The following is a 21897-nucleotide window of genomic DNA, read 5'->3' as shown; positions in this document are numbered from 1 at the left end:
CTATTATCGCCACCCCAAAATGACTTTTGAGTTTGCATTCAACATGATTCAACAACTGCTGTTAACTTTTCCTCCAATGCTGTTTGGCGCGCAAGCGCTGTTGACCTTGCTGTTGATTAAGGGCGATATCTGTCCGGGTCAACGTGGTCGTTTGCACAAGATGTTGCCATCAATTGGTATTCTTTGGTTAGCAGTGGCTTCATTGCGTATTGAAGCTTTTATGGTCGTGTTCGCGATCTTCTATTTCTACTCTCAAGTTCAAACTAAAAAGACTCGTGAAAAAGGTCCGTTATGGGCACTGCATTTGGCGAACGGCTTGGCGTTTGCTTATGTGAGTATTCAAGTGTTCGAACAACCGCATTGGGCCGCTTCAGCGTCAATGGCACTGATGATCTTCTTCTTAGGTGCGGCATTTGCTCAACTGCTTCTGGTTATTGCACGTAGCCGTCTGCAAGCTTTCCACCGTATTTTGCCTGTGACTGGCGTGGTATCGGGGATGTTGTTGGTCGTGATGGCCTTATTCTCGGCGTATCAATTGGATGAAGCGACGCTAAACTCGGTGACGCAACACATCTTAGCGTCATTGGCGATGCTGATTATGGCAATTGTGGTTTGGTGCTGGCACATCTTTACTCATAAAGCACCGAACAAAGTTCAGTTAGCAGCGGCATTACTGCTTGCTCTTGCTTCAATGACTAGCCTTCAAGGTCTATTTCAGCTAGGTGCGTAAGCCCTCTAGCATAACATTCCTGTCAGAATTCCTATTGGTGAGCTCGGGATTTAGATCGAGCTCACTTTCAAATCATCCGATTAAGTCTACGCTTTAGAAACAGCCTCTATTTGTTTAGAGCGCGCCAAGACGCATGTGCTCAACAGAATTGAGGTCGAATACCTTGTTTTAGAGGAGTGTCGCTATGGACTTAAGCAATGTGAGTAACTGGGACAGCATTATCTTGCTGGGTATCGTTAATGAAAAGCTGCGCTTAGAGTGCGACAGCTTTGAAGAACTGGTTTCCATGTATGAGATGGATGTGGAATCGGTGGTGGGCAAGCTTGATATGCTTGGTTACCAATATGACCCACTCACCAATCAATTCAAATCTTACGAACGCTAATCTCGTCTCTCTTTCCGAATTTTCTAAGCCATCTTGATGCCGTCAAGGTGGCTTTTGCATTGTTGGCGTGCGGTTGCAAAGAAGGCTTGTAAGTAACGCTTATCTTTTTCCGAGTTTCGTGTTGCAGCAAACAAGCGACGCCATAATCCATCACCAAAAGGTTTACTTGTGATCAGCCCTTGGCGAGAAAATTCCGATATCGCCCAATTCGGCAATGCCGCTACGCCCAAACCCGCCGACACCATTTGCACCAGCATTAGGGTATTGTCTGCCTGTTTCCATTTGGCAGGTTCAATTCCCGCAGGTTGCAAGAAGTGTTTTACTACATCTAACCTTTGCTTCTGAACCGGGTAGGAAAGCATGGTTTGGTCAGCCAGATCGTTTGGCTCAATGATGTCTTTGTCGGCTAGCGGATGACTAGTGGAAGTAATCAGACGCATTTCGAAATCAAAGAGTGGCTCATAGTGCACTTCAGAGCGCGGTTGTATGTCGGATGTGATCACCAAATCCAATTCCCCTGCAAGTAAGGCGGGAAGCGGCTCAAAACCAAAGCCAGAGGAGAAATCAAGCGTGACACTTGGCCAATTGAGTTGATATTCCTTAAGGGCAGGCATCAGCCATTGGAAGCAAGAGTGACATTCTATCGCCATATGCAAACGGCCATTTACGTCTTCTTTGAGGCTGGCAAGTTCGTTTTCGGCTCTGGCGAGTTTTGGCAACACTTCATCGGCGAGACGAAGTAAGATTTCGCCTTCAGACGTGAACTTTACCGGGCGGGTTTTTCGCAAAAATAGCTGTCCGCCAATACGAGATTCAAGGTCTTTGATTTGGTGTGAAAGGGCGGATTGCGTTAGGTGCAATGCCGTCGCGGTCGCAGTGAGTGACCCTGTATCTCTTAACGAGGTGAGGGTACGTAAGTGTTTCAACTCTATCATGAATCCCTTTCATCCTTATGTATCTGCCATGAGCTTTATTAACTTAACGAGAAAAAGTGGATATGTAAACGTCTAGACGTCTATTTGTTTTAATCTAGTGCGAGTGAGATCGCTCAATATGAAATTTTTTAATAAACAAGTTGAATAATTGGATGTTGTCCAATCCATGCGTGATAGAGATGGTTTTAGCCATCCAGACATCTTGGTGAATTTTATTCCCGATGTACTGACCTCAATATCATTCAAATAGACGAACCTGCAATTCGTGAGGGCTTACCACTTAAAAAGCGTGACCATGACGCCTATCTACAATGGGCAGTGGATGCATTTAAGATCTCGGCAGCCAGTGCAAAACCTGAAACGCAAATTCACACGCACATGTGCTATAGTGAGTTCAACGAAATCATTGACTCCGTTGCTGCTTTGGATGCGGATGTGATAACTATCGAGACTTCTCGTTCTAATATGGAATTACTCAAAGCGTTTGAAGCGTTTAATTATCCAAACGAAATCGGCCCTGGTGTTTACGACATTCACTCGCCGAACATTCCGACACAAGAGTGGATTGAAGCACTGTTGAAGAAGGCTGCAGAGAAGGTGCCAGTAGAGCGCTTATGGGTGAACCCAGACTGTGGTTTGAAGACGAGAAACTGGGCTGAGACAGAAGCGGCGTTAGCCAATCTGGTTTCGGCTGCGAAAAAGTTACGAACTGAGCTCGCGTAATGATTACTAGCGAATGGAAATAAAAAAGCGAGGACATTGAGCCTCGCTTTCTTCTTATCTGATTTCTTACTCATTCTAGTGAACGAATAAGCGCATTACTGTGGCTGCTGAGTTGCAGTACAAGTTTGTTCAGATACCAACTCATCCGCCATTAGTTGGCCACGAGAGTTGCGGATCTTAATACGGTACATCAAGCCCATATCAATCTGTTCGCGCACTGCTGGTGTATTGCAGTAAGTGTAAATACTGGTATTTACAACTTGGTTTAATGGCTTAGCACCCAGCGCATCATCGTTGTAGATCATCATCATCTCAACCACATTTTTATTGGGCGAGATACGTAAAATCTTAAGTGGACCGTATTCAAGCGGTAAGCCCGCTGAAAGAACACCCGCACGGTTTGAAGCCATTAGCTCAAGTTGGCGCTGTTTATCATCATTTGATGAACAGCCAGCTAATGCACCAAATGCGAGGAAGAGACACAGTAATTTTTTCATAACTTAAAACACTTTCTTGAACGGTTTTACGATGACTTTTTCGTAAACACCCGCCGCTATGTATGGATCGGCATCTGCCCAGGCTTGGGCTTCTTCCAAAGAAGAAAAATCTGCTATTACAGTAGAGCCAGTAAAGCCTGCTTCACCCGGGTTATCAGAGTCGATGGCTGGCATTGGACCTGCTGTTAGTAAGCGGCCTTCGTCTTGAAGTTGTTGCAAGCGCTCAAGGTGTTGAGGGCGAACACTCAGACGTTTTTCCAGCGAATTCTCGGCGTCCTGAGAAAAGATGATGTACCACATAGCATAGTTCCTTAATTGGTAGGGTAAAGCCTTAATTTAACGCCTTTTTTGTGCCACTCACAAGTAAACATGAAAAATTGTGAGACTCTTCCTAGCATTTCTGTTTTATTGAGTTATTCGTTACTTCTGAATTGGGCGTGGTTTGCCCTCGCTATCAATCGCAACGTAGTTGAACGTGGCATCACAAACCATGAAACGATCTTCGATACCGTGCTCTTTGATTGGCTTCACCCAGACTTGAAGATCAATACTCATAGAAGTGCGGCCGATTTTGGTACATTCGCCGTAACAACATACAACGTCGCCGACTCGAACGGGTTTTTTAAAGGTGATGCTTGATACTGATACCGTTACGATTCGACCAGAAGAGATTTCTTTAGCAAGAATACCGCCCGCTAAATCGAGCTGAGACATGATCCAGCCACCGAAAATATCGCCATTGGCGTTAGTGTCGGCAGGCATAGCAAGGGTGCGAAGCAGCAGTTGGCCGCGAGGGGATTGAATTTCCTGACTCATTTTGACATCCATTAAATCTAGCAACGCAGTCTGAGAGGGTTGCAATAAGGCAACGCCAAAAGCCCAGACAGCAAGAACAAAACAGCGACCTAAAAGGTCGCTGTGAATTATCAATATGAACGAATTATAGCAAAACTGAGTTTTTAATCATCAAGCGATACATCGGATGAGTTCTCTTTTTGCTCTTTCTGTTCTTTTGGCATGTGTTTGTAGATGTAGAAGCCCGTTGCAATCATGTAAGCGAACGTCGCAATCAACAAACCAAAGACTTTGAAGTTCACCCAAACATCCAATGGAAGCTCGAAGGCAACGTAGATATTCAAGCCAGCGCAGAACGAGAAAAAGGCGACCCACGCCCAGTTAATCTTGGTCCAAATCGCATCGGGTAAGGTAATTTCTTTACCTAGCATGCCTTTGATTGCCGATTTGCCCATTGCGTGGCTTACGGCTAAACCAATTGCGAAGATTGCATAAACGATGGTCACTTTCCATTTTATGAAGTTTTCATCGTGCAGGAAGATGGTCATGCCGCCGAAGATGGCCACCATGGCAAAGGTGATCAACTGCATTTTCTCAACTTTTTTGTATAGCGCGAACGTCAATACAATTTGAATAGCAGTCGCAAAGATCAGGGCACCAGTTGCAACGTATATATCGTGCATCTTGTATAGGGCGAAGAAGACGATGAGAGGGATAAAATCAAGGATTTGCTTCATGAGGCAAACACTACCTAGTTGTTGAGTTGAGGACAGTCTAGCGAAATCTGTGGCAAAGTGAACATTTATAGCGTAGTGGAAACAAAAAATTGCCGTAATCAAGACGGCAATTTTGGAGAGAGTGCAGAGGTTATGCGACGCTTTGGTAGCGTGTGATCAACGTCTTGACGTCTTCAAGGTAACCCTCTCGTAGTAGGTTATCAACGGTGGCTTCCAGCTCGTCATGTGACATGGTGAAGCAGGTAGACTTTCCTGTCATTAAGTTAAGATACTGGTGATATTCTTCTTCTGTGTAATGACCCACGCGATCAAGCAAAAGTGTTTTAACGCCGTGATGAATCAAGCCGTAATATGTGTGTCGATGAAGCATCATGTTTGCTCCTTATCAAGCTGCTCCTCCACCCTGCAGAGGGCTTGGATCTATGGATAATTCGATTTGTACTTCAACAATGCATATCAGGTGCCAACTATTCTCTCTCAGCTTCACAAGCGCTCGATGCGGTGTCTTTACTCAACCAGTTTCCTAGAACATGACGTAAAGCGCTTAACGTTGTTGGCTTTTCTAGCCTACCGTCCATTATTTTATTGATCATGTCCAATTCGCGTTCTCCAGACTCCCCCGATAAAGCGACAATTGGGGTTTGAGGAGACAGCTCTTTAATTTTTTGGCTTGCATCAAGTCCATTCATAACAGGCATTTGTACATCCATCAGAATGAAATCTACGTGATTTGTCTTGAACACTTCGACGGCATTTTCACCATTGTTTGCTTGTAAGCTGTTGACGCCAAGTTGGTTCAAATACATCTGAACCAGCGCACGTTGGACCTTTTTATCATCGACAATAAGCACTGTTGGTACTTGGTTAATCTTTTGTACGTTGGGCACGACTTTATGTTCATTACTTCGTTTATTTTGCTTCCAATCATTGAAGTAAGGCGTGCGTAATGTGTCCGCTTTTGGTGCATTCGGGACAACAGGGAAGTACAAATGAAATTCTGTGAATTCGCCAAGTTTAGACTCACACTCAATTCTGCCGCCAAAAGAACGCATTACACGCTGGCAGTAGCCCAAACCTAGGCCGCTTCCACCGCTCTTTTGGTAAGAGAAAAAGTCATCAAAGATCTTGTGAGAGATGGTTTCATTGATACCCGGGCCAGTGTCTCGGAAAATCAGCGTATTCTCGTAAGGGCCCGTTTTCGTGCTGATCTCAATTTGACTGTCCGGATACGAGTCAAAATAATAAATTGCGTTACGAATCAGATTGAAAATCACAAAGTTAAATAAGATCTCGTTGAGTTTTGCCACAAAGTCATTGTGCTGCGACAGACGAATCCTTTCGATGACTTCCTCATTCTCAAAACCATAACGGCTCAAGGCTTGGTCAACGGCCCTATGAATCGAGGTCATGGCGACTGGTTCCCGCTCTAGGGAGCTGTCACTCACTTCTCGCAAAATGATATCGATGAGTTGACGACCGCGCTGAATTGCGGCCTGTCCGTTCTCAATATCTAGTTTGATCTGTTCTACGGATGCTTGATTTTCAATATGCTGTTTCAATGTCTCAAATTGCAACTGAACTTTAGCGAGAGGGTTACGCATTTCGTGAGCGATAGAATTGGCAAGAGTTTGTGATTGCGAGATTTTTCTATCTGCGTTGATATAAGTTTGCGCTTTGGAGAAGACCTTTTTGAGCGCATTTATCTCTTCATATGTAAATAATCCTCCCCCATTTTTGTGCGAAGAAAGTAGCAGATGGGAGATAGTTGTATCATGATCGTAAAGTGGTAAAACAAGCGCTGTCTCGCTCAAGTGCATTTTCGTATGCAATTTACTCAGTTTTTCATCATTATTGGATTTTGAACAGCTTAATTCATTGGCGATTTCATCAACAATTAAAATATTTTTATTTGAGGATAAATACTCCGTGTAAGCCGAGTCTTGAAACGGATTGGTGACAAGTTGTAATTTTTTTTGTGGAATATTTAATAGTTCTGCTAGTTTCTTAATAGCGCCTTGAGATGAATGTTGAAAATCATGTTCCAGTGCTAGAATTTTTTCGACAGGTGTATATGGTGAACCGTAGATAATACGAGCGATAACACGTTCCACTACATATAAAACCTTAGCCCAACTCAGACCGACTAACATACAAAGTGCACACGCTACGATAATATCGTTGAATGGAGTCAGAATAGGAATAAAGGAATAAATGGACAGCGCGAACATTGCACTGGTCACAATAAAAGAAAGAATTGTAAAAAGGAGGTATTTCACACTATAAAAGCGTGAGTTGAGTAAAGCATATCCTATTGAAAATAGAATGCTAATTGATAGCGCAGGTGGTATCCATGTTAAAGAAAAGTCGTTTAGTATGTAGGTAAAGCCCATTTGTATTATACTGGTAGAAGTCATGAAAACTCCGACACCAGCAATCATGTAATTTAACTTGGTTTGTCCTATTCGCCCAGTTCTCTTTCTCAAAAAAAGAAGGTTAATAAAAGTCTGCGCGACTAAAAAGATAAGCACAAAGAAAAAAATCTTAGTAGCGGGGCCAAATTTTATAATGAAATTACTCGGAGATGAAATAATTATATCGTTGATAGCTAAACTTGGCTTAGAATTCATAGTAGCAGTGAATGCAGCGGAGCATATCAATGTTATGTATTGCCAATTTGGGAGTCTTTTCCCAGATATCGATGCTCTTAGTCTGCATGAAAATAAATATGCTGCGGCGAATGCTATATAGGCAGATATGTTTGCAATGATCGCCATTTTAATGGCTGCTTGCTTTGAGTAAAGTGGTAATAATCCGCTATGGAAATAAGCATTGCTCAAGATCCATAAATATAGGCCTATGATGTGAAGGAGGTAAAGTTTATAATCAACAATTTTATTAAGCCTTTTTTTTAAGTAGAGAGCTCGAAAGAAAAAAAATGTCCATATTAGAACCAGAAAAGACACTAGTATTAACACGATAGCCTTACTATAAAGCATGTGTGTAATAAAGTTTTCAGTCATCTAATGAGTCTCAAGTTATTTTTAAATTGATTGCTTATATAAAAATTATTTATTTTTTCTAGATAGTAAAGACCTATTTAAATTTTCGTATTATTGTCACTTTTCCGCTTTGTTTTGAATTTTCCTTTGACTTGTAAGTTGTTCAAGCGAAACACATTCGGATGTAAAATGCTTGATTTCGCGAAGTTGTACACTTTATTAAGCTTCTGTTTCAACGATACTTACAATATCGTCGTTCTTTGTATGCTGGGTTATTTCCGCATTTAATGGTCGATATTTCTTAAGAATTATATTGATGGTTGACTCTATATGCATATTGTTCACTTAGTCACAAATGGTTCGAAATGGGAAGTTGAATGAATTAATAAGCAAACAGTATCATATTTGATTGTTGATTTGTGTGAAGTGATATAGACTTTTTCTAATTTAAATAAAAAGGGGCTACTTTTAGTAGCCCCTTTTTTACTGTGAATGTCTTTATGCTTTCTGAGTTTTAAGCTCTTCTTCTGACTTACCCTCTTCCACTAGAGCGTCGACGATCACTGCACATGCTGCGTCACCGGTGATGTTTAGTGCGGTACGAATCATATCAAAGATACGGTCAAGAGCGAACAGTAGTGGTAGGCCTTCGATTGGAATACCAGCAGCAAGCAGTACTGCTACTACTAGGAACGAAGGACCAGGAACACCTGCTTGACCTACAGCCCCTAGTGTAGAAGTAACGATGATCGCGATGTACGCGCCCATGCCTAGGTCGATGTTGAACAGCTGAGCAAAGAAAATGGCTACTAGACCGTAGTAAATCGCGTTACCAGACATGTTGATGGTTGCACCAAGCGGTAGAACAAATGATGCTGTCGAGTTCTTAACGCCAAGCTCTTTTTCACACGTATCCATCGTTACTGGCAGTGTTGCCATTGAAGACGCAGTAGACAGGGCAACGGCTTGTGGTTTCTTCATTGCTGACACGAACTTCTTCGCCGATGTCTTAGTGAAAATGTGTACCATCGCTGGGTAAACCACGAAACCGAACACAAGGATTGCAGCTACGTACACAACGAACAGTTTGAATACCACCATTAGGGCACCAAAACCAAACGTACCTACCGCTTCAGCCATGAGACCGAATACGCCAATTGGAGCAATGATCATCACTTTGTTGATCATCCAAACCATCGCGTCAACGATGCAGTTAACACCATTGATGATTGGCTCGCGACGAGCTTTTTCTTGTTTTGAAATCGCAACACCGAAGAACATACAGAACACTAGGATCTGAAGAATATTTGCTTCATTAAGTGATTGGAAAACGTTGGTTGGGATCATACCAGTGATGGTCGCCCAGAAAGTAGGTAGCTCACCTTTTGAAGCGTATTCAGCCGAGAACATACCTTCAACGCCAGAAACGTCGATGCCCATGCCTGGTTTGAATACTTCACCCATGAACAGCGCCAGTGCTACTGCTAGGGCAGACGTTAGGCAGAAGTAACCTAGGGTTACCAAGCCTACTTTTCCTGCAGATTGGCTGTTGCCAAGGCCTGCTGCGCCCGAGATAAGGGCTACCGCAACCAATGGGATCACGAGCATTTTTATCAGGTTGATAAAGATCGCACCAAGTGGCGCGAATACTGTCGCACTTTGACCCATCAAGGCACCAACGGCAGTACCCACGATCATTGCAATGACGACTTGCACGCCAATGTTGTTTAGCAAACTCTTTTGTTTTAACACTTCCATAACCTCTGTGCTAATAATGTGTAAAATCCTAAAATTACCCACCAATATAAAGTTGTTATTTGGATAATTGTTTCGCCTTGCTTTTTACACTTATCATTCACAATTAGCAATACAATTTCTGTACATACTTACCGTCTAATTGGAAATTCATTGATTGCTGATAGTTTTTTAATCAATAGCAAACGATTGCTATCGATTGTGGTGATATTTTGGTTGTCTGGCGTTTGAAAAATAGATGGTAAGAGAGGGAGGTTTTTAGACGGGAATGTTAAAAAAGATCGATTCCTGATGGTTAATAAAGAATCGATCTCATATTTATCAAATTAGTGATACGTTATTTTTGTGTTGCAGCTTTCATTGCAGAAACGAATTCACCTAGCTTATCGAGCATGATTTGTGGTTGCTCGACGTTCGCTTCGATAATTTTTACCACGGCAGAACCAGAAATCGCACCAGCGGCACCAGATCCTAGAGCTTGTTTTACTTGTGCAGGCTCTGAAATACCAAAACCAAGCAGCGCTGGTGGTGCATTGAATTGATTCAGTTTATCTAACATGTGGTCAACAGGCATGTTTGCCTTGGTCTCAGCGCCAGTAACACCTGCACGAGAAAGTAGGTAAGTGTAGCCGCCACCGAGTTCGGATACGTGCTTCAGCGTTTCATCACTTGCCGTTGGTGGGGCAATGAAGATTGGGTGAATTCCAAACTTCTCTGCTGCTGCAACAAATTCTGAGCTCTCGTTGGTTGGTACATCTGCAATCAAAACAGAATCGATGCCCGCTTTTGCACAACGCTCGTAGAAGTTTTCGATACCACGTGAGTACACAAGGTTCGCGTACATCAGAAGACCAATAGGTAGCTCTGGGTACTTCGCTCGGATCTTACCAATCTGCTCGAAACAGATATCCGGTGTTGCGCCTGAATCTAGAGCACGAATGTTCGCACCTTGGATAGTCGGGCCATCCGCAAGAGGATCTGAGAATGGAATACCGAGTTCTAGAGCATCAGCGCCTGACTCAACTAATGTTTCCATGATCTTGTAAGACTGCTCTGCGTTTGGATCGCAAACCGTTACGAACGGTACAAAAGCGCCTTGGTTTTTCTCGTTTAGACGCTCAAACATCTTTGCATAACGGCTCATTAGATCGCTCCTTTTTCTTCTAGGATGGCATGTACAGTGAAGATATCTTTATCACCACGACCTGATAGGTTCACAACTAATAATTGTTCTTTTTCTGGATTCTCACGAGCCATACGCAGTGCATGTGCCACAGCGTGAGAGGACTCTAGAGCTGGGATGATGCCTTCGTGACGCGCAATTTCTTGGAACGCCTCTAGCGCTTCATCGTCCGTTACGTTGTCGTATTCAGCACGGCCGATTGCGTTCAGATGTGCGTGCTGTGGACCAACTGATGGGAAATCAAGACCTGCAGAAACAGAGTATGATTCTTCAACCTGACCGTTTGGATCTTGCATCAGTGGCGCTTTCATACCAAAGAAGATACCCGTTTTACCATGTTTAAGTGGCGCGCCGTGTTGGTCGGTATTGATACCTTTGCCTGCTGGCTCAACACCAATTAGGCGAACACTTTCTTCTTCGATGAAGTCAGCAAACATGCCGATAGCGTTTGAACCACCGCCCACACACGCGATAACTGCGTCAGGAAGACGACCTTCACGTGCCAAAATCTGATTCTTCGTTTCTTCACCAATCATGCGTTGGAAGTCACGCACGATCGTTGGGAATGGGTGAGGACCCGCCGCTGTACCAAGTAGGTAGTGCGCATCTTCATAAGTTGCAGACCAGTCTCGTAGCGCTTCGTTACATGCGTCTTTAAGTGTTGCTGAACCAGAGTGAACAGGAATGACTTCTGCGCCCATTAGCTTCATACGGAATACGTTCGGGCTCTGACGCTCAACGTCTTTTGCACCCATGTAAACGCGACACTTAAGACCAAGCAGCGCACATGCTAGTGCGGTTGCTACACCGTGTTGGCCTGCACCCGTTTCAGCGATGATTTCGTTTTTACCCATGCGTTTCGCAAGCAGTGCTTGCCCTAACACTTGGTTGGTCTTGTGCGCGCCGCCGTGAAGTAGGTCTTCACGTTTTAGGTACAGTTTGGTTTTCGTACCTTTAGTTAGGTTACGAGTTAGAGTCAAAGCCGTTGGACGGCCCGCATACTCTTGAAGAAGCGTCATGAATTCGCTGCGGAATTCTGGATCTTCTTGTGCGTCGATAAACGCTTGCTCTAGTTGCTCTAAGGCTGGAACTAGAATTTGCGGAACGTACTGACCGCCGTATTCGCCAAAGTAGGCATTCAGTTTTGCCATCGTTATATTCCTTCTCGTATTTTTCGCTACGAATAGCTTTAAATTTTTTAGCTGAAATACAGCTTTAGTAGTTGCGAATGGCGGTGAATGCCGCGAGCAACTTCTGTGAATCTTTTTTGCCTGGTGCGCTTTCTACACCAGAGTTTAAATCTAATCCCAAGCAACCTAGTCTCGCTGCTTGTTGAGCATTTTCTGGCGACAGTCCGCCCGCTAGCATAATTTGACTTGGGTCGCCGATCAGTGACCAGTCGAAAACTTGACCAGTTCCGCCGGTTTGAGTGCCAACTTGTGCATCTAATAAATGGCGGTCAATGTTTTCTGCAAGTAGTTCTGGCTTGGCATCAGTCACGCCGTAAGCTTTCCAAATTTCTACCGCTGCTGGCAGTTCGGCTTTAAGTTGGTTTACGTAAGCTTGGTCTTCTTGACCGTGCAGTTGCACCGCTTTTAAACCCAAAGAGGTCACGACAGAAGCAACAAAATCGATATCGTGGTTTTGGAACACGCCTACATAGTTCAGTGGGGCACCGCTCATGGTTAAGCGAGCGCCTTCAAGATCAACGGCGCGCTTCGACTTCTCGACAAAAATCAGGCCACCAAATACTGCGCCAGCTTGATATGTTTTTGCTGCGTCATCTGGATGCGTTAAGCCACACACTTTGTTTTCGCCTAACGTCACTTTACGTACAGCAAGTTCTAGGTTGTCTTCCGCCATCAGCGAACTACCAATCAAGAAGCCGTCTGCGTATTCCGCTAGATCACGAACTTGTTGATGCGTATAAATGCCAGATTCTGAGATTACTGTTGCGTTAGGAGCCAGTTCGCGAATTGTCGGGGCCAGCTCTTTAGTACGATTCAAATCAGTACTTAGGTCGCGCAAGTTACGGTTATTGATGCCGATAACGCGTGCGCCTAGCTTAACGGCACGATGAAGCTCTTCTTCGTTGCTGACTTCGGTCAAGATACCCATGTCCAGGCTGTGTGCTGCTTCTTCTAGTGCTTGGTACTCTTCGTCATTCAGGACAGAAAGCATCAGTAGCACGGCATCAGCACTGTAATGGCGCGCTAGATAAACTTGGTAGATATCTACCATGAAGTCTTTACAAATAACTGGTTGTTTGACTTGACCACGCACTTGAGGAAGAAAGTCGAAGTTACCTTGGAAGTACTTTTCGTCTGTTAGGACTGAAATTGCATCTGCGTGGTTGTTGTAAACCGATGCAATGTAATCCAAGTCGAAGTGATCACGAATCAAACCTTTAGAAGGAGATGCCTTCTTACATTCGGTGATGAATACCGTCTTTTCGCCACTCAGAGCATCGTAGAAGCTGCGGTCCGATGGCAGCAAATCAGACTGAAATGTGCTTAGCGGTTGACTCACCTTACGGTCTGCTACCCACTGATATTTGTCGCGGACAATTTTCGCCAGTACTTCTGCCATTTCTGCTTCTTTCTTAGAAACGTGTTCAGACAGGTTGTCAGCTTGATGAGTGTTGAAGTCAGTCATCTTCTTCAATTCCTTAAGCGTGTGCGGCAAGTTGTTGTACCAAATGGTACGCCTTGCCTGAATTCATTGCCTCAATCGCTTGTTGCGTGTTGGCTTTTAAATCTTCGTGGCCGAATAGACGCATTAGCAGAGCAACGTTTACTGCCACTGCACCCAATTGTGCATCTGTACCTTTACCCGTTAGAATATTGGTAATGATCGCTTTGTTTTCTTCAGGATCGCCACCTTTGATCGCTTCTAGCGGGTGCGCTTCTAGACCGAAGTCTGCAGGCGTTAGTTTGTATTCTGTGATCTTACCGTCTTTGATTTCGGCAACCGTTGTTTCACCGTGAATCGCCACTTCGTCCAAACCACTACCGTGTACTACAGCGGCGCGCTTCATACCCATTTGTAGCATGGTTTCTGCGATAGGACGAACCAGTTCTTCACTGTAAACGCCCATCAATTCGATGTTAGGACGAGCAGGGTTAATCAGTGGACCAAGAATGTTAAAGATGGTGCGTGTTTTCATGGTTTGACGCACTGGCATCGCATGTCGCACACCACCGTGGTATTGAGGTGCAAATAGGAAAGCAACACCGATATCGTCTACCGCTTTGCGCGTATCTTCTGCGCTCATAGCTAGGTTGATACCAAATGAATCTAGAAGGTCAGAAGAGCCCGATTTGCTTGAAACGCTGCGGTTACCGTGTTTCGCGACTTTTAGACCACAAGCTGCTGCAACAAACGCCGCAGTGGTTGAAATGTTGATGGTGTTGTGACCGTCACCGCCCGTTCCTACGATATCTGCGAAATCGTAATCTGGGCGAGGGAATGGGTTTGCGTTTGCCAGCAGTGCTTTCGCCGCGCCCGCAATTTCATCTGGCGTTTCACCTTTGATTTTTAGTGCAGTCAGTGCTGATGCCATCAAAATTGGGTCTAGTTCACCACGGATAATGATGTCGAATAGCTGTTGGCTCTCTTCCTGAGTAAGCGATTCTTGCTCGTACAGTTTGGTGATAATAGGGTTGATGATTGCTTCCATATTTCCTCTCCTAAATTTCTTATGCGCCAAGTGCTTATTAAGCAGTGAGTGGGGTCGCTGAAGTTTGTTCTTCAAGTGCCCATTCAATGGCATTGGCCAACAGTGTTGCTCCGTAGGTCGTCATAATAGATTCCGGGTGGAACTGGAACCCGCAAACTTTATCTTCTTCATGTACAACAGACATTACCAAGTCATCCACTTCTGCTGTGATGGTTAGGCTCTCAGGAACCTTGGTCGCAACTAGCGAGTGGTAACGTGCAATTGCAAGTGGTGATGGTAGGTTTTGGTAAATCGCATGGTCTTGGTGCTCCATCATAGAGACCTTTCCGTGAATGATTTCGCCCGCGCCAGCAACGGTGCCGCCGTACGCTTCAACAATCGCTTGGTGACCAAGACAAATCCCGATCATCGGTACTTTGCCTTTCATGCGTTGGATAAGCTCTGGCATTGAGCCTGCCTCTGACGGTGCACCAGGGCCTGGCGATAGCAGAACCACTGGGTTTTCAAGCTCGTTTACCGCTTGTTCGATGGTTTCTGCTGGGATGTTGTTTCGGTAAATCTTGACTGAGTGACCTAGCGAGCGGAACTGATCCACAAGGTTGTAGGTGAACGAGTCAAAGTTATCGATAAAAATGATATTAGCCATCTCTGAACCCTATTCCTTATTGTGACTTATGCGCTGCTTGGATAGCAGAGATTACCGCTTGTGCTTTGCCGCGCGTTTCGTCTGCTTCCGCTTGTGGATCAGAGTCGAACACCACGCCTGCACCGGCTTGAACTTGAGCAATGCCGTTCTCAACGTAGGCTGAGCGGATCACGATACATGTGTCGAGTGTGCCTTCACCAGTTAGGTAACCAACCGCACCGCCGTAGCTACCGCGACGTGCGCCTTCTACGTCGCGAATCAACTGCATCGCACGAATCTTTGGTGCACCAGTGAGCGTGCCCATGTTCATACAAGCTTGGTATGCGTGCAGCGCGTCTAGGTCTTCACGCAGTTGACCAACCACACGAGACACTAAGTGCATTACGTGGCTGTAGCGGTCGACTTTTAGTAGGTCTGCTACGTGACGTGTGCCAGCTTGAGCAATACGAGCAACGTCGTTACGTGCTAAGTCAACCAGCATCATGTGTTCTGCGTTTTCTTTCATGTCGGTGCGCAGTTCAAGTTCGATGCGGCTATCTAGGTCAAAATCGATCTCGCCGTTAGGGCGCTTACCGCGGCGACGAGTGCCTGCGATTGGGTAGATTTCAATTTGGTTAGTGTCGGTTTCGTACTTAAGCGCACTTTCCGGTGATGCGCCAAACAAAGTAAACAGCTCGTCTTGCATGTAGAACATGTAAGGACTTGGGTTACTTTGTTTGAGTTCTTTGTAGGCTGCTAATGGAGAAGGACAAGGGAGTGTAAATCGGCGAGACGGCACGACTTGGAACACATCGCCTTTCACTACGAAATCTTTTAAGTCACGAACGATTTGGCAGAAGTCTGCATCAGACACGCTAGGTTCAACCGTGACATCGGCGATTTGCTCTGCACTTGGCAGCAGTTTTGGCGCTGCGCATTGAGCGCTGATTTCTTCGATGCGAGTTTCTAGCGTTGCTTTCTCTGATTCGTCGACAAACAAAGTTGCTTGCAGTTGGCAAGATTCGGTTTGATGATCCACAACCAACAGCGTTTCCGCTACATAGAAAACGTAATCTGGGCATTGGTTGGTTGCTTCTGCATTGCCCAGAGGTTCGAAGTTAGCGACCAAGTCGTAGGCAAACAGACCACCAAGGAAAATCGCGTGCTTATCTTGCTCTGAAATATCGAAGCTGTGTTGCACCAAACGCAGCGCATCAAATGAAGAGGCTTCACGTAGGCGAGAATCTTCATCTAGCGTGTCGCAAGGCTGGGTGAATTCCAAAGTCAGCGTTTCGCCAACGAACTCACTCTTAACCTCACCACGAATGTTTTGGTTTAAATGAGAAAGCAGGTTTTTACCATTGTTAGTCAATGCCTGCATGCTAACTGTGTGACCGAAACAAACGATGCGCACCGCAGAATCGACAATTAACAGGGATTTTAAATCTTGCTTTGAGTCGATCTCAGCAGATTCCAGCAATAGGCTGTCAGTTCTGTTCTCACATAACGTATGGAACAAGCGAGTCGGGTCTTGAGTATAAGGGACGGAAGCCGTTAGCACTTCAAGCTGTCCAAGTTTCTTAATTTCAATGGCCTTGTTCACAAGACCTCCTTATAGCTGTTTACATCTTCCTGCCGTACATAGTCGCATAAAGCAAACGTTCACCCAATCAAGTTTTGGTCAGATCCGATGAATGTTTAAGCAGTTGAATGTGAGATGGACGACAAAACAAAAAGCCCGCTGAGGTAGCGGGCTTTGTGACATTTAATTCTCTAAACTAGAAGTACACGTTTGCCCACCAAGAACTTGTCCAAGTGCGCCACCAAGCAAGGTCTGCAGAATTCATCTTATTCAGACGAACCGCAACTTTCGCTTTCTGGTTTTGGTTAAATTCTTGTAACATGGTTAGCCTTAATTAGGTACTTCGTATTTGTGTACTAGTTAACTAGTGCAGAGGTAGAAAGTCAACCCCAAAACAGCATTAAAACGACAAAAAGATGAGAATTGATTTACACAGCCACACCACCGCTTCAGATGGTCGCTTTGCACCACATGATTTAGTGGATAGGGCACTGAGTTTTGATATCGAGGTTTTGGCGATCACAGATCATGATACGGTTGACGGCTTAGCTCCGGCCAAGCAATACGTTGAAGAGAACAATCTCCCGATCAAAATCATCAACGGTATCGAGATTTCGACCGTTTGGCAGAACAAAGACATCCATATTGTAGGTTTGAACATTGACCCTAACAGCCCTGCGCTGGCGGAGTTAATTCAACAGCAAAAATCGCATCGTGTTGAGCGCGCAGCATTGATCGCCGAGCGCTTGCAGAAAGCCACCCGTGAAGGTGTATTAGAAGAAGTTCAGCACATTGCAGGAGATGCCCCAATTACTCGCGCGCATTTCGCAAAGTGGTTGGTGGACAATGGTTACGCGAAAAACATGCAGATGGTGTTTAAGAAATTCCTGACGCGCTCCAACCCTGGTTATGTACCGCCGAATTGGTGCTCCATGAAAGAGGCGGTAGACGCTATCCATGCCGCTGGTGGCCAAGCAGTGCTAGCGCATCCGGGGCGTTATCAGCTCACTGCCAAGTGGGTAAAACGCCTGTTAGCGGCATTTGTTGAAGCGGGTGGGAATGCCATGGAAGTTGCGCAACCTCAACAAGCGCAACAAGAAAGACGCAACTTGGCGGATTATGCTATACAATACAAACTATTAGCTTCTCAAGGCAGCGACTTTCACTATCCATCACCGTGGATGGAATTGGGAAGAAACCTCTGGTTACCCGCGGGCGTGGAACCAGTTTGGAAAGATTGGGGTATTGATCCTTCGTTGAATAATGCTCAACAAGACCAAGTCGAGAACCCATAAAAATATAGAGCCGAGAGGTTCGATAATGAGGAATTACAATGAGCCAGTTTTTTTACGTTCATCCAGAAAACCCACAGGCTCGCTTGATCAATCAAGCAGTAGCAATCATTCGTAACGGCGGTGTGGTGGTGTACCCAACCGATTCAGGTTACGCACTAGGCTGTCAATTGGAGAACAAACAGGCGTTGGAACGAATCTGTCAGATCCGTCGTCTGGATGATAAACACAACTTTACTTTGTTGTGTCGTGATTTGTCGGAGCTTTCTCTGTATGCACGAGTGGATAACTCTGCATTCCGACTACTGAAAAACAATACTCCGGGTCCTTACACCTTCATCTTCAAGGGCACAAAAGAAGTGCCGCGTCGTTTGATGAACGCAAAACGTAAGACCATCGGTATCCGTGTACCTGATAACCGCATTGCGCTGGACCTACTAGAAGCGCTTGGCGAGCCAATGATGTCTACGTCGCTTATTCTACCGGGCAGTGATGTGACGGAATCAGACCCAGAGGATATCCGTGACAAACTAGAGCATGCTGTAGACGTGATTCTTAATGGTGGTTACCTAGGCGAGCAGCCAACCACGGTTATTGACTTCAGTGAAGGTGAATCCGTTGTTGCGCGTATTGGTTCTGGTGATCCAGCGCCATTTGAGTAACTCGATTTACTCTTGATGAAATAAGAAAGGGAGGCTAATACGCCTCCCTTTGTCTTTTGAATCAATGTGTAGGTTTTTATATTCGCGTGTTATGCGAAGTCAAAGATGTCGATATTGTAGTGCTCAATGTAGTTCATGTAGCCAGCATCGATCCCTTTCAGGGTCACTTCTACATTAAACTCATCGCTGGAGAATACCGCCCATCCAAAGTCGTTGTAAGACAGTGTTAGGTCATCTGCTGAGTCTAAGAAGGTATCGCGAATGCCGTCATCGTTCGTATCAAGGCCCATATCAAACACCAACTTATCGTGACAAATGTTGAAGTCGAGTATCTCTGCTTTCACTTCGATGTCGTTTGATGATACCGGTTGGTCCGGAACGCCAATAGCAAGACGGTTTGTCATAACGAACGTGTCAGAGCCGCAACCGCCTGCGATAACAGAGTTACCATCGCCAACCACAACAGTATCGTTACCCCAACCTGCGTTAATGAAGTTATTGCCAGAGTAATCGAAAATTATGTCGTCGCCACAACCACCAAATAGAGAGTCATTACCTAAACCACCCGACAAATAGTCATTGCCAGAACCACCGACAAGTAGGTCGTTACCTCTACCACCGAGTAGAGTGTCGTCACCCCAGCCACCGAAGACGTAATCGTCACCACCAAAGCCAACAAACTTATCGTCGCCGCCAAAGCCGATAAATACATCGCTTGTATCGGAGCCTTTTGTACCTGTCATGTTGTCATCTTCGGAGGTGCCAAATATCCAATTTAGGTCAAGATTTGTATGAGACATTTATTATTCCTTTTTCATCTGTTTAAGGGAGCTAGCAAGCTGTAGGGTTATCTTTCTTATAACCCTGACAATTTTATCAGGTAGGCCAGCGTTTTAGAGGCTCGCTCCGACCCATAATAGTGCGGTTCTATTTGGGGAGTGTCTGGTACTAAGTGGGAGAGGGTGATGAGTTAAGTGTGAGTTTTTGGGCGTTATTTTGCTGCGACAATATGGACGATTTCGCTTACATTAAAGTAGAGAATCCCGTATAATGACTGACCGAAAAATCCCAACAGGTTGGGTAACTTGCACAATGAAGACCAATCTTGGTCTCGACGTCTGTGAAGACGACACATAGGTAGATAAATGAGCGAAAAGTTACAAAAAGTATTAGCACGTGCTGGACACGGTTCTCGTCGTGAGATCGAATCGTTAATTAAATCTGGTCGCGTTAGCGTGAACGGAATCGTAGCTAAACTTGGTGAAAGACTGGAAGATGAGAACAGCGTAGTTCGTATCGATGGTCACGTTGTGTCTGCTAAGGCGCAAGAAGAAGTGATCTGTCGTGTTTTGGCTTACTACAAGCCAGAAGGTGAACTATGTACTCGTCACGACCCTGAAGGTCGTCGCACTGTTTTCGATCGCCTGCCAAAGATCCGTGGTTCTCGTTGGATTTCAGTTGGTCGTCTTGATGCAAACACATCAGGTCTACTGCTGTTTACAACAGATGGTGAACTGGCGAACCGCCTAATGCACCCAAGCCGTCAGGTTGAACGTGAATATCTTGTTCGTGTTTTCGGCGAAGTCACTGAACAAAAAGTGAAAAACTTGGTTCGTGGTGTTGAGCTTGAAGATGGCATGGCACGTTTCGAAGATGTGGTATATGCGGGTGGTGAAGGTATGAACCACACGTTTTATGTTGCTATTAACGAAGGTCGTAACCGTGAAGTTCGTCGTCTGTGGGAATCTCAAGACACGACGGTTAGCCGCCTAAAACGTGTTCGTTACGGTGACATCTATCTGGATAAGAAACTGCCTCGTGGTGGTTGGATGGAACTTGATCTGAAAGAAGTAAACTACCTACGTGAATTGGTAGAACTTCGTCCAGAAAAAGAAACCATGCTGGATCTGAATAAAGACAACACGTCACGTAAGCGTGAACGTGCTCGTAGCCAAAAAATCCGTCGCGCAGTTAAGCGTCACGAAGAGCGCGTAAATACACCGAAAGGTCGTAGCAACAACCCCTCTCGTCGTAAGCCGAAGAAGACTGCAGGTGACCAAGGTGCACGTAACAAGCATCGTTAATCGATAGCAAAAAATCAGAAAGGCTTGCCCACTCGGCAAGCCTTTTTCTTATCCAGCATTTTGTTCTCTGGCGTTATCGTGTTCTTCTCTTTTTATTACACGTAACTTATCGACATAAAAAAACACCAGCGCGAGGCTGGTGTTTTTGATCATGATAGGGAAAGTGTCAGTCGCGTTTCCAAAGCATATGACAGAACTTATGTTCTGGGTCTCGACTGATTAGCATACGAGCAAAAACGTCATCAAGTACGTCATTTTCCTCGTTTACTAAGCCGATTCGAACTTCTGCATACACTTCTTTGTCGATATCGAAGCCAACGTGTTCAACCCAGTCATCACCAGTTTCAACAAGTTCTGCGGCACCACGATCTTCAAATTGCGTAGTAAACAGAATGACATCAGCTGGCTCTAGGTTGTCTGGAGCCATCTCAAGGAAGATGTCGTACGCAGCGTCGATAACGTCGTCGTAAGAAATCAAATCAGACATACTTATGCTCGGCTCATGTATTTACGTTCAGTCGTGTTGATGATTACACGGTCACCAGTTGCGATGTACTCAGGAACTTGGATTACAAGACCTGAAGCAAAGCGTGCTGGTTTAGTACGTGCAGATGCAGAAGCACCTTTGATTGAAGGATCAGTTTCTTCAATCACTAGCTCAACAGAAGAAGGAAGCTCGATACCAACAGCAGAACCGTTGATTAGGATAATGTGAATACCTTGAGTGTCTTCGTTGATGAACAAAAGCTCATCTTCAACTTCGTTGTGCTTGAATGTGTATTGTGAGTAGTCTTCGTTATCCATGAAGATATGCTCATCGCCGTCAGCGTATGAGTACACAACTGCACGTTTGTTCATTTCTACTGTTTCAACAACGTCATCTGACTTGTAACGCTCGTCTACACGTGCGCCAGTGTTTAGATCTGTACAACGCATTTTGTAGATTTTAGCGCCGCCACGACCGCCAGGAGTCGTTACTTCGATGTCTTTAACTAGAAGAGTTTTACCATTAGACTCGATTGCGAAGCCTTTTTTGATTTCACTTGCCTTTGGCATTGTATTTTCCTATTTACACTTATTAAGCAAAACTTGGTGATTATAGCGCTAAGTTGCTTGTCTGGCACCAAAATTCCACACAGTAATTTGCACCTCAATAAGGGGGTTATTTGGCTTGATTCAAATGCAAGGCTAGTGGATCATATAGCCCATCGTCTTTTAAAAGCCTGAGATCGCG

23 protein-coding genes, 1 pseudogene and 1 other annotated feature are annotated in these 21897 nt (G+C 45.0%); of the genes and pseudogenes, 6 read left to right on the top strand and 18 right to left on the bottom strand.

Annotated features, from left to right (window positions below; all coding sequences use genetic code 11):
• Positions 1–19: 19 nt before the first annotated feature.
• On the top strand, positions 20–730 hold the full coding sequence (locus tag A8140_RS10255) for a hypothetical protein (protein WP_005535104.1): 711 nt from the start codon (positions 20–22) through the stop codon (positions 728–730).
• Positions 731–914: 184 nt separating this feature from the next.
• The gene (locus A8140_RS10250) at positions 915–1115 is read left to right on the top strand and encodes a DUF4250 domain-containing protein (RefSeq protein WP_005445023.1); all 201 of its coding nucleotides are present in this window, start codon (positions 915–917) and stop codon (positions 1113–1115) included.
• Between the two features lie 23 nt (positions 1116–1138).
• Here the strand turns inward: A8140_RS10250 and metR are convergent, their stop codons facing one another.
• The gene (gene metR / locus A8140_RS10245) at positions 1139–2050 is read right to left on the bottom strand and encodes an HTH-type transcriptional regulator MetR (RefSeq protein WP_005535106.1); all 912 of its coding nucleotides are present in this window, start codon (positions 2048–2050) and stop codon (positions 1139–1141) included.
• Positions 2051–2281: 231 nt separating this feature from the next.
• Between metR and A8140_RS10240 the strand changes: the two are divergent.
• Positions 2282–2773, top strand: a pseudogene (locus tag A8140_RS10240) (5-methyltetrahydropteroyltriglutamate--homocysteine S-methyltransferase); the annotation flags it as partial.
• A 95-nt stretch (positions 2774–2868) separates the two neighbouring features.
• On the opposite strand, the gene A8140_RS10235 reads toward A8140_RS10240, so the two are convergent.
• From A8140_RS10235 to trpL2, 14 genes are all read right to left on the bottom strand, one after another.
• Positions 2869–3270 carry a GspS/AspS pilotin family protein gene (locus A8140_RS10235; protein ID WP_005535111.1) on the bottom strand — a complete coding sequence of 134 codons (402 nt, stop codon included), beginning with the start codon at positions 3268–3270 and terminating at the stop codon, positions 2869–2871.
• Positions 3271–3273: 3 nt separating this feature from the next.
• Positions 3274–3570 (bottom strand): YciI family protein, encoded by a 297-nt coding sequence (locus tag A8140_RS10230; RefSeq protein ID WP_005535113.1) that lies wholly within the window; start codon positions 3568–3570, stop codon positions 3274–3276.
• Positions 3571–3690: 120 nt separating this feature from the next.
• A complete protein-coding gene (gene yciA / locus A8140_RS10225) occupies positions 3691–4086 on the bottom strand; it encodes an acyl-CoA thioester hydrolase YciA (protein ID WP_005535115.1) in 396 nt (131 codons plus the stop codon).
• Between the two features lie 143 nt (positions 4087–4229).
• A complete protein-coding gene (locus A8140_RS10220) occupies positions 4230–4802 on the bottom strand; it encodes a septation protein A (RefSeq protein WP_005535117.1) in 573 nt (190 codons plus the stop codon).
• A 130-nt stretch (positions 4803–4932) separates the two neighbouring features.
• A complete protein-coding gene (locus A8140_RS10215) occupies positions 4933–5175 on the bottom strand; it encodes a hypothetical protein (RefSeq protein WP_029388840.1) in 243 nt (80 codons plus the stop codon).
• A 94-nt stretch (positions 5176–5269) separates the two neighbouring features.
• Positions 5270–7822: a response regulator gene (locus A8140_RS10210; protein ID WP_038862766.1), complete on the bottom strand. Its 2553-nt coding sequence runs from the start codon at positions 7820–7822 to the stop codon at positions 5270–5272.
• Positions 7823–8299: 477 nt separating this feature from the next.
• A complete protein-coding gene (locus A8140_RS10205; RefSeq protein ID WP_005530490.1) occupies positions 8300–9559 on the bottom strand; it encodes a dicarboxylate/amino acid:cation symporter in 1260 nt (419 codons plus the stop codon).
• Between the two features lie 334 nt (positions 9560–9893).
• Positions 9894–10700, bottom strand: coding sequence for a tryptophan synthase subunit alpha (gene trpA, locus A8140_RS10200; RefSeq protein ID WP_005530488.1), 807 nt, complete (start codon positions 10698–10700; stop codon positions 9894–9896).
• Positions 10700–11890: a tryptophan synthase subunit beta gene (gene trpB, locus A8140_RS10195; RefSeq protein WP_005530487.1), complete on the bottom strand. Its 1191-nt coding sequence runs from the start codon at positions 11888–11890 to the stop codon at positions 10700–10702. Before trpB ends, trpA begins: the two co-directional genes overlap by 1 nt.
• Positions 11891–11954: 64 nt before the next feature.
• Positions 11955–13394, bottom strand: coding sequence for a bifunctional indole-3-glycerol-phosphate synthase TrpC/phosphoribosylanthranilate isomerase TrpF (trpCF, locus tag A8140_RS10190; protein ID WP_038862768.1), 1440 nt, complete (start codon positions 13392–13394; stop codon positions 11955–11957).
• A gap of 13 nt (positions 13395–13407) precedes the next feature.
• A complete protein-coding gene (gene trpD, locus A8140_RS10185; protein ID WP_005530485.1) occupies positions 13408–14418 on the bottom strand; it encodes an anthranilate phosphoribosyltransferase in 1011 nt (336 codons plus the stop codon).
• Between the two features lie 37 nt (positions 14419–14455).
• The gene (locus A8140_RS10180; RefSeq protein WP_005530483.1) at positions 14456–15064 is read right to left on the bottom strand and encodes an aminodeoxychorismate/anthranilate synthase component II; all 609 of its coding nucleotides are present in this window, start codon (positions 15062–15064) and stop codon (positions 14456–14458) included.
• Between the two features lie 16 nt (positions 15065–15080).
• Positions 15081–16646, bottom strand: coding sequence for an anthranilate synthase component 1 (locus A8140_RS10175; protein ID WP_005530481.1), 1566 nt, complete (start codon positions 16644–16646; stop codon positions 15081–15083).
• A 125-nt stretch (positions 16647–16771) separates the two neighbouring features.
• Positions 16772–16875: a sequence feature (Trp leader region), on the bottom strand.
• Complete coding sequence (gene trpL2 / locus A8140_RS10170; protein ID WP_005431202.1) at positions 16822–16947, bottom strand: tryptophan operon leader peptide; 126 nt, start codon at positions 16945–16947, stop codon at positions 16822–16824. (Overlaps the previous feature by 54 nt.)
• 94 nt (positions 16948–17041) lie before the next feature.
• Between trpL2 and rnm the strand changes: the two genes are divergently transcribed.
• A complete protein-coding gene (gene rnm, locus A8140_RS10165; protein WP_005530478.1) occupies positions 17042–17920 on the top strand; it encodes an RNase RNM in 879 nt (292 codons plus the stop codon).
• Between the two features lie 38 nt (positions 17921–17958).
• Positions 17959–18579, top strand: coding sequence for an L-threonylcarbamoyladenylate synthase (locus A8140_RS10160; protein ID WP_005431206.1), 621 nt, complete (start codon positions 17959–17961; stop codon positions 18577–18579).
• A gap of 89 nt (positions 18580–18668) precedes the next feature.
• Here A8140_RS10160 and A8140_RS10155 read toward each other — a convergent pair whose 3' ends face one another.
• Positions 18669–19379, bottom strand: coding sequence for a calcium-binding protein (locus A8140_RS10155; protein WP_005530477.1), 711 nt, complete (start codon positions 19377–19379; stop codon positions 18669–18671).
• A gap of 345 nt (positions 19380–19724) precedes the next feature.
• Here A8140_RS10155 and rluB point away from each other — a divergent pair, with 345 nt between their 5' ends.
• The gene (rluB, locus tag A8140_RS10150; RefSeq protein ID WP_005431207.1) at positions 19725–20663 is read left to right on the top strand and encodes a 23S rRNA pseudouridine(2605) synthase RluB; all 939 of its coding nucleotides are present in this window, start codon (positions 19725–19727) and stop codon (positions 20661–20663) included.
• A gap of 166 nt (positions 20664–20829) precedes the next feature.
• Here rluB and A8140_RS10145 read toward each other — a convergent pair whose 3' ends face one another.
• Complete coding sequence (locus A8140_RS10145) at positions 20830–21150, bottom strand: HI1450 family dsDNA-mimic protein (RefSeq protein WP_005530475.1); 321 nt, start codon at positions 21148–21150, stop codon at positions 20830–20832.
• Between the two features lie 2 nt (positions 21151–21152).
• The gene (efpL, locus tag A8140_RS10140; RefSeq protein WP_005530473.1) at positions 21153–21719 is read right to left on the bottom strand and encodes an elongation factor P-like protein EfpL; all 567 of its coding nucleotides are present in this window, start codon (positions 21717–21719) and stop codon (positions 21153–21155) included.
• Positions 21720–21897 lie beyond the last annotated feature (178 nt).

The organism is Vibrio campbellii CAIM 519 = NBRC 15631 = ATCC 25920 (assembly GCF_002163755.1).
In the GTDB taxonomy this organism is placed as follows: domain Bacteria; phylum Pseudomonadota; class Gammaproteobacteria; order Enterobacterales; family Vibrionaceae; genus Vibrio; species Vibrio campbellii.
Note: the sequence above shows the minus strand (reverse complement) of the source record. Positions and strands in the feature narration are given on the sequence as shown.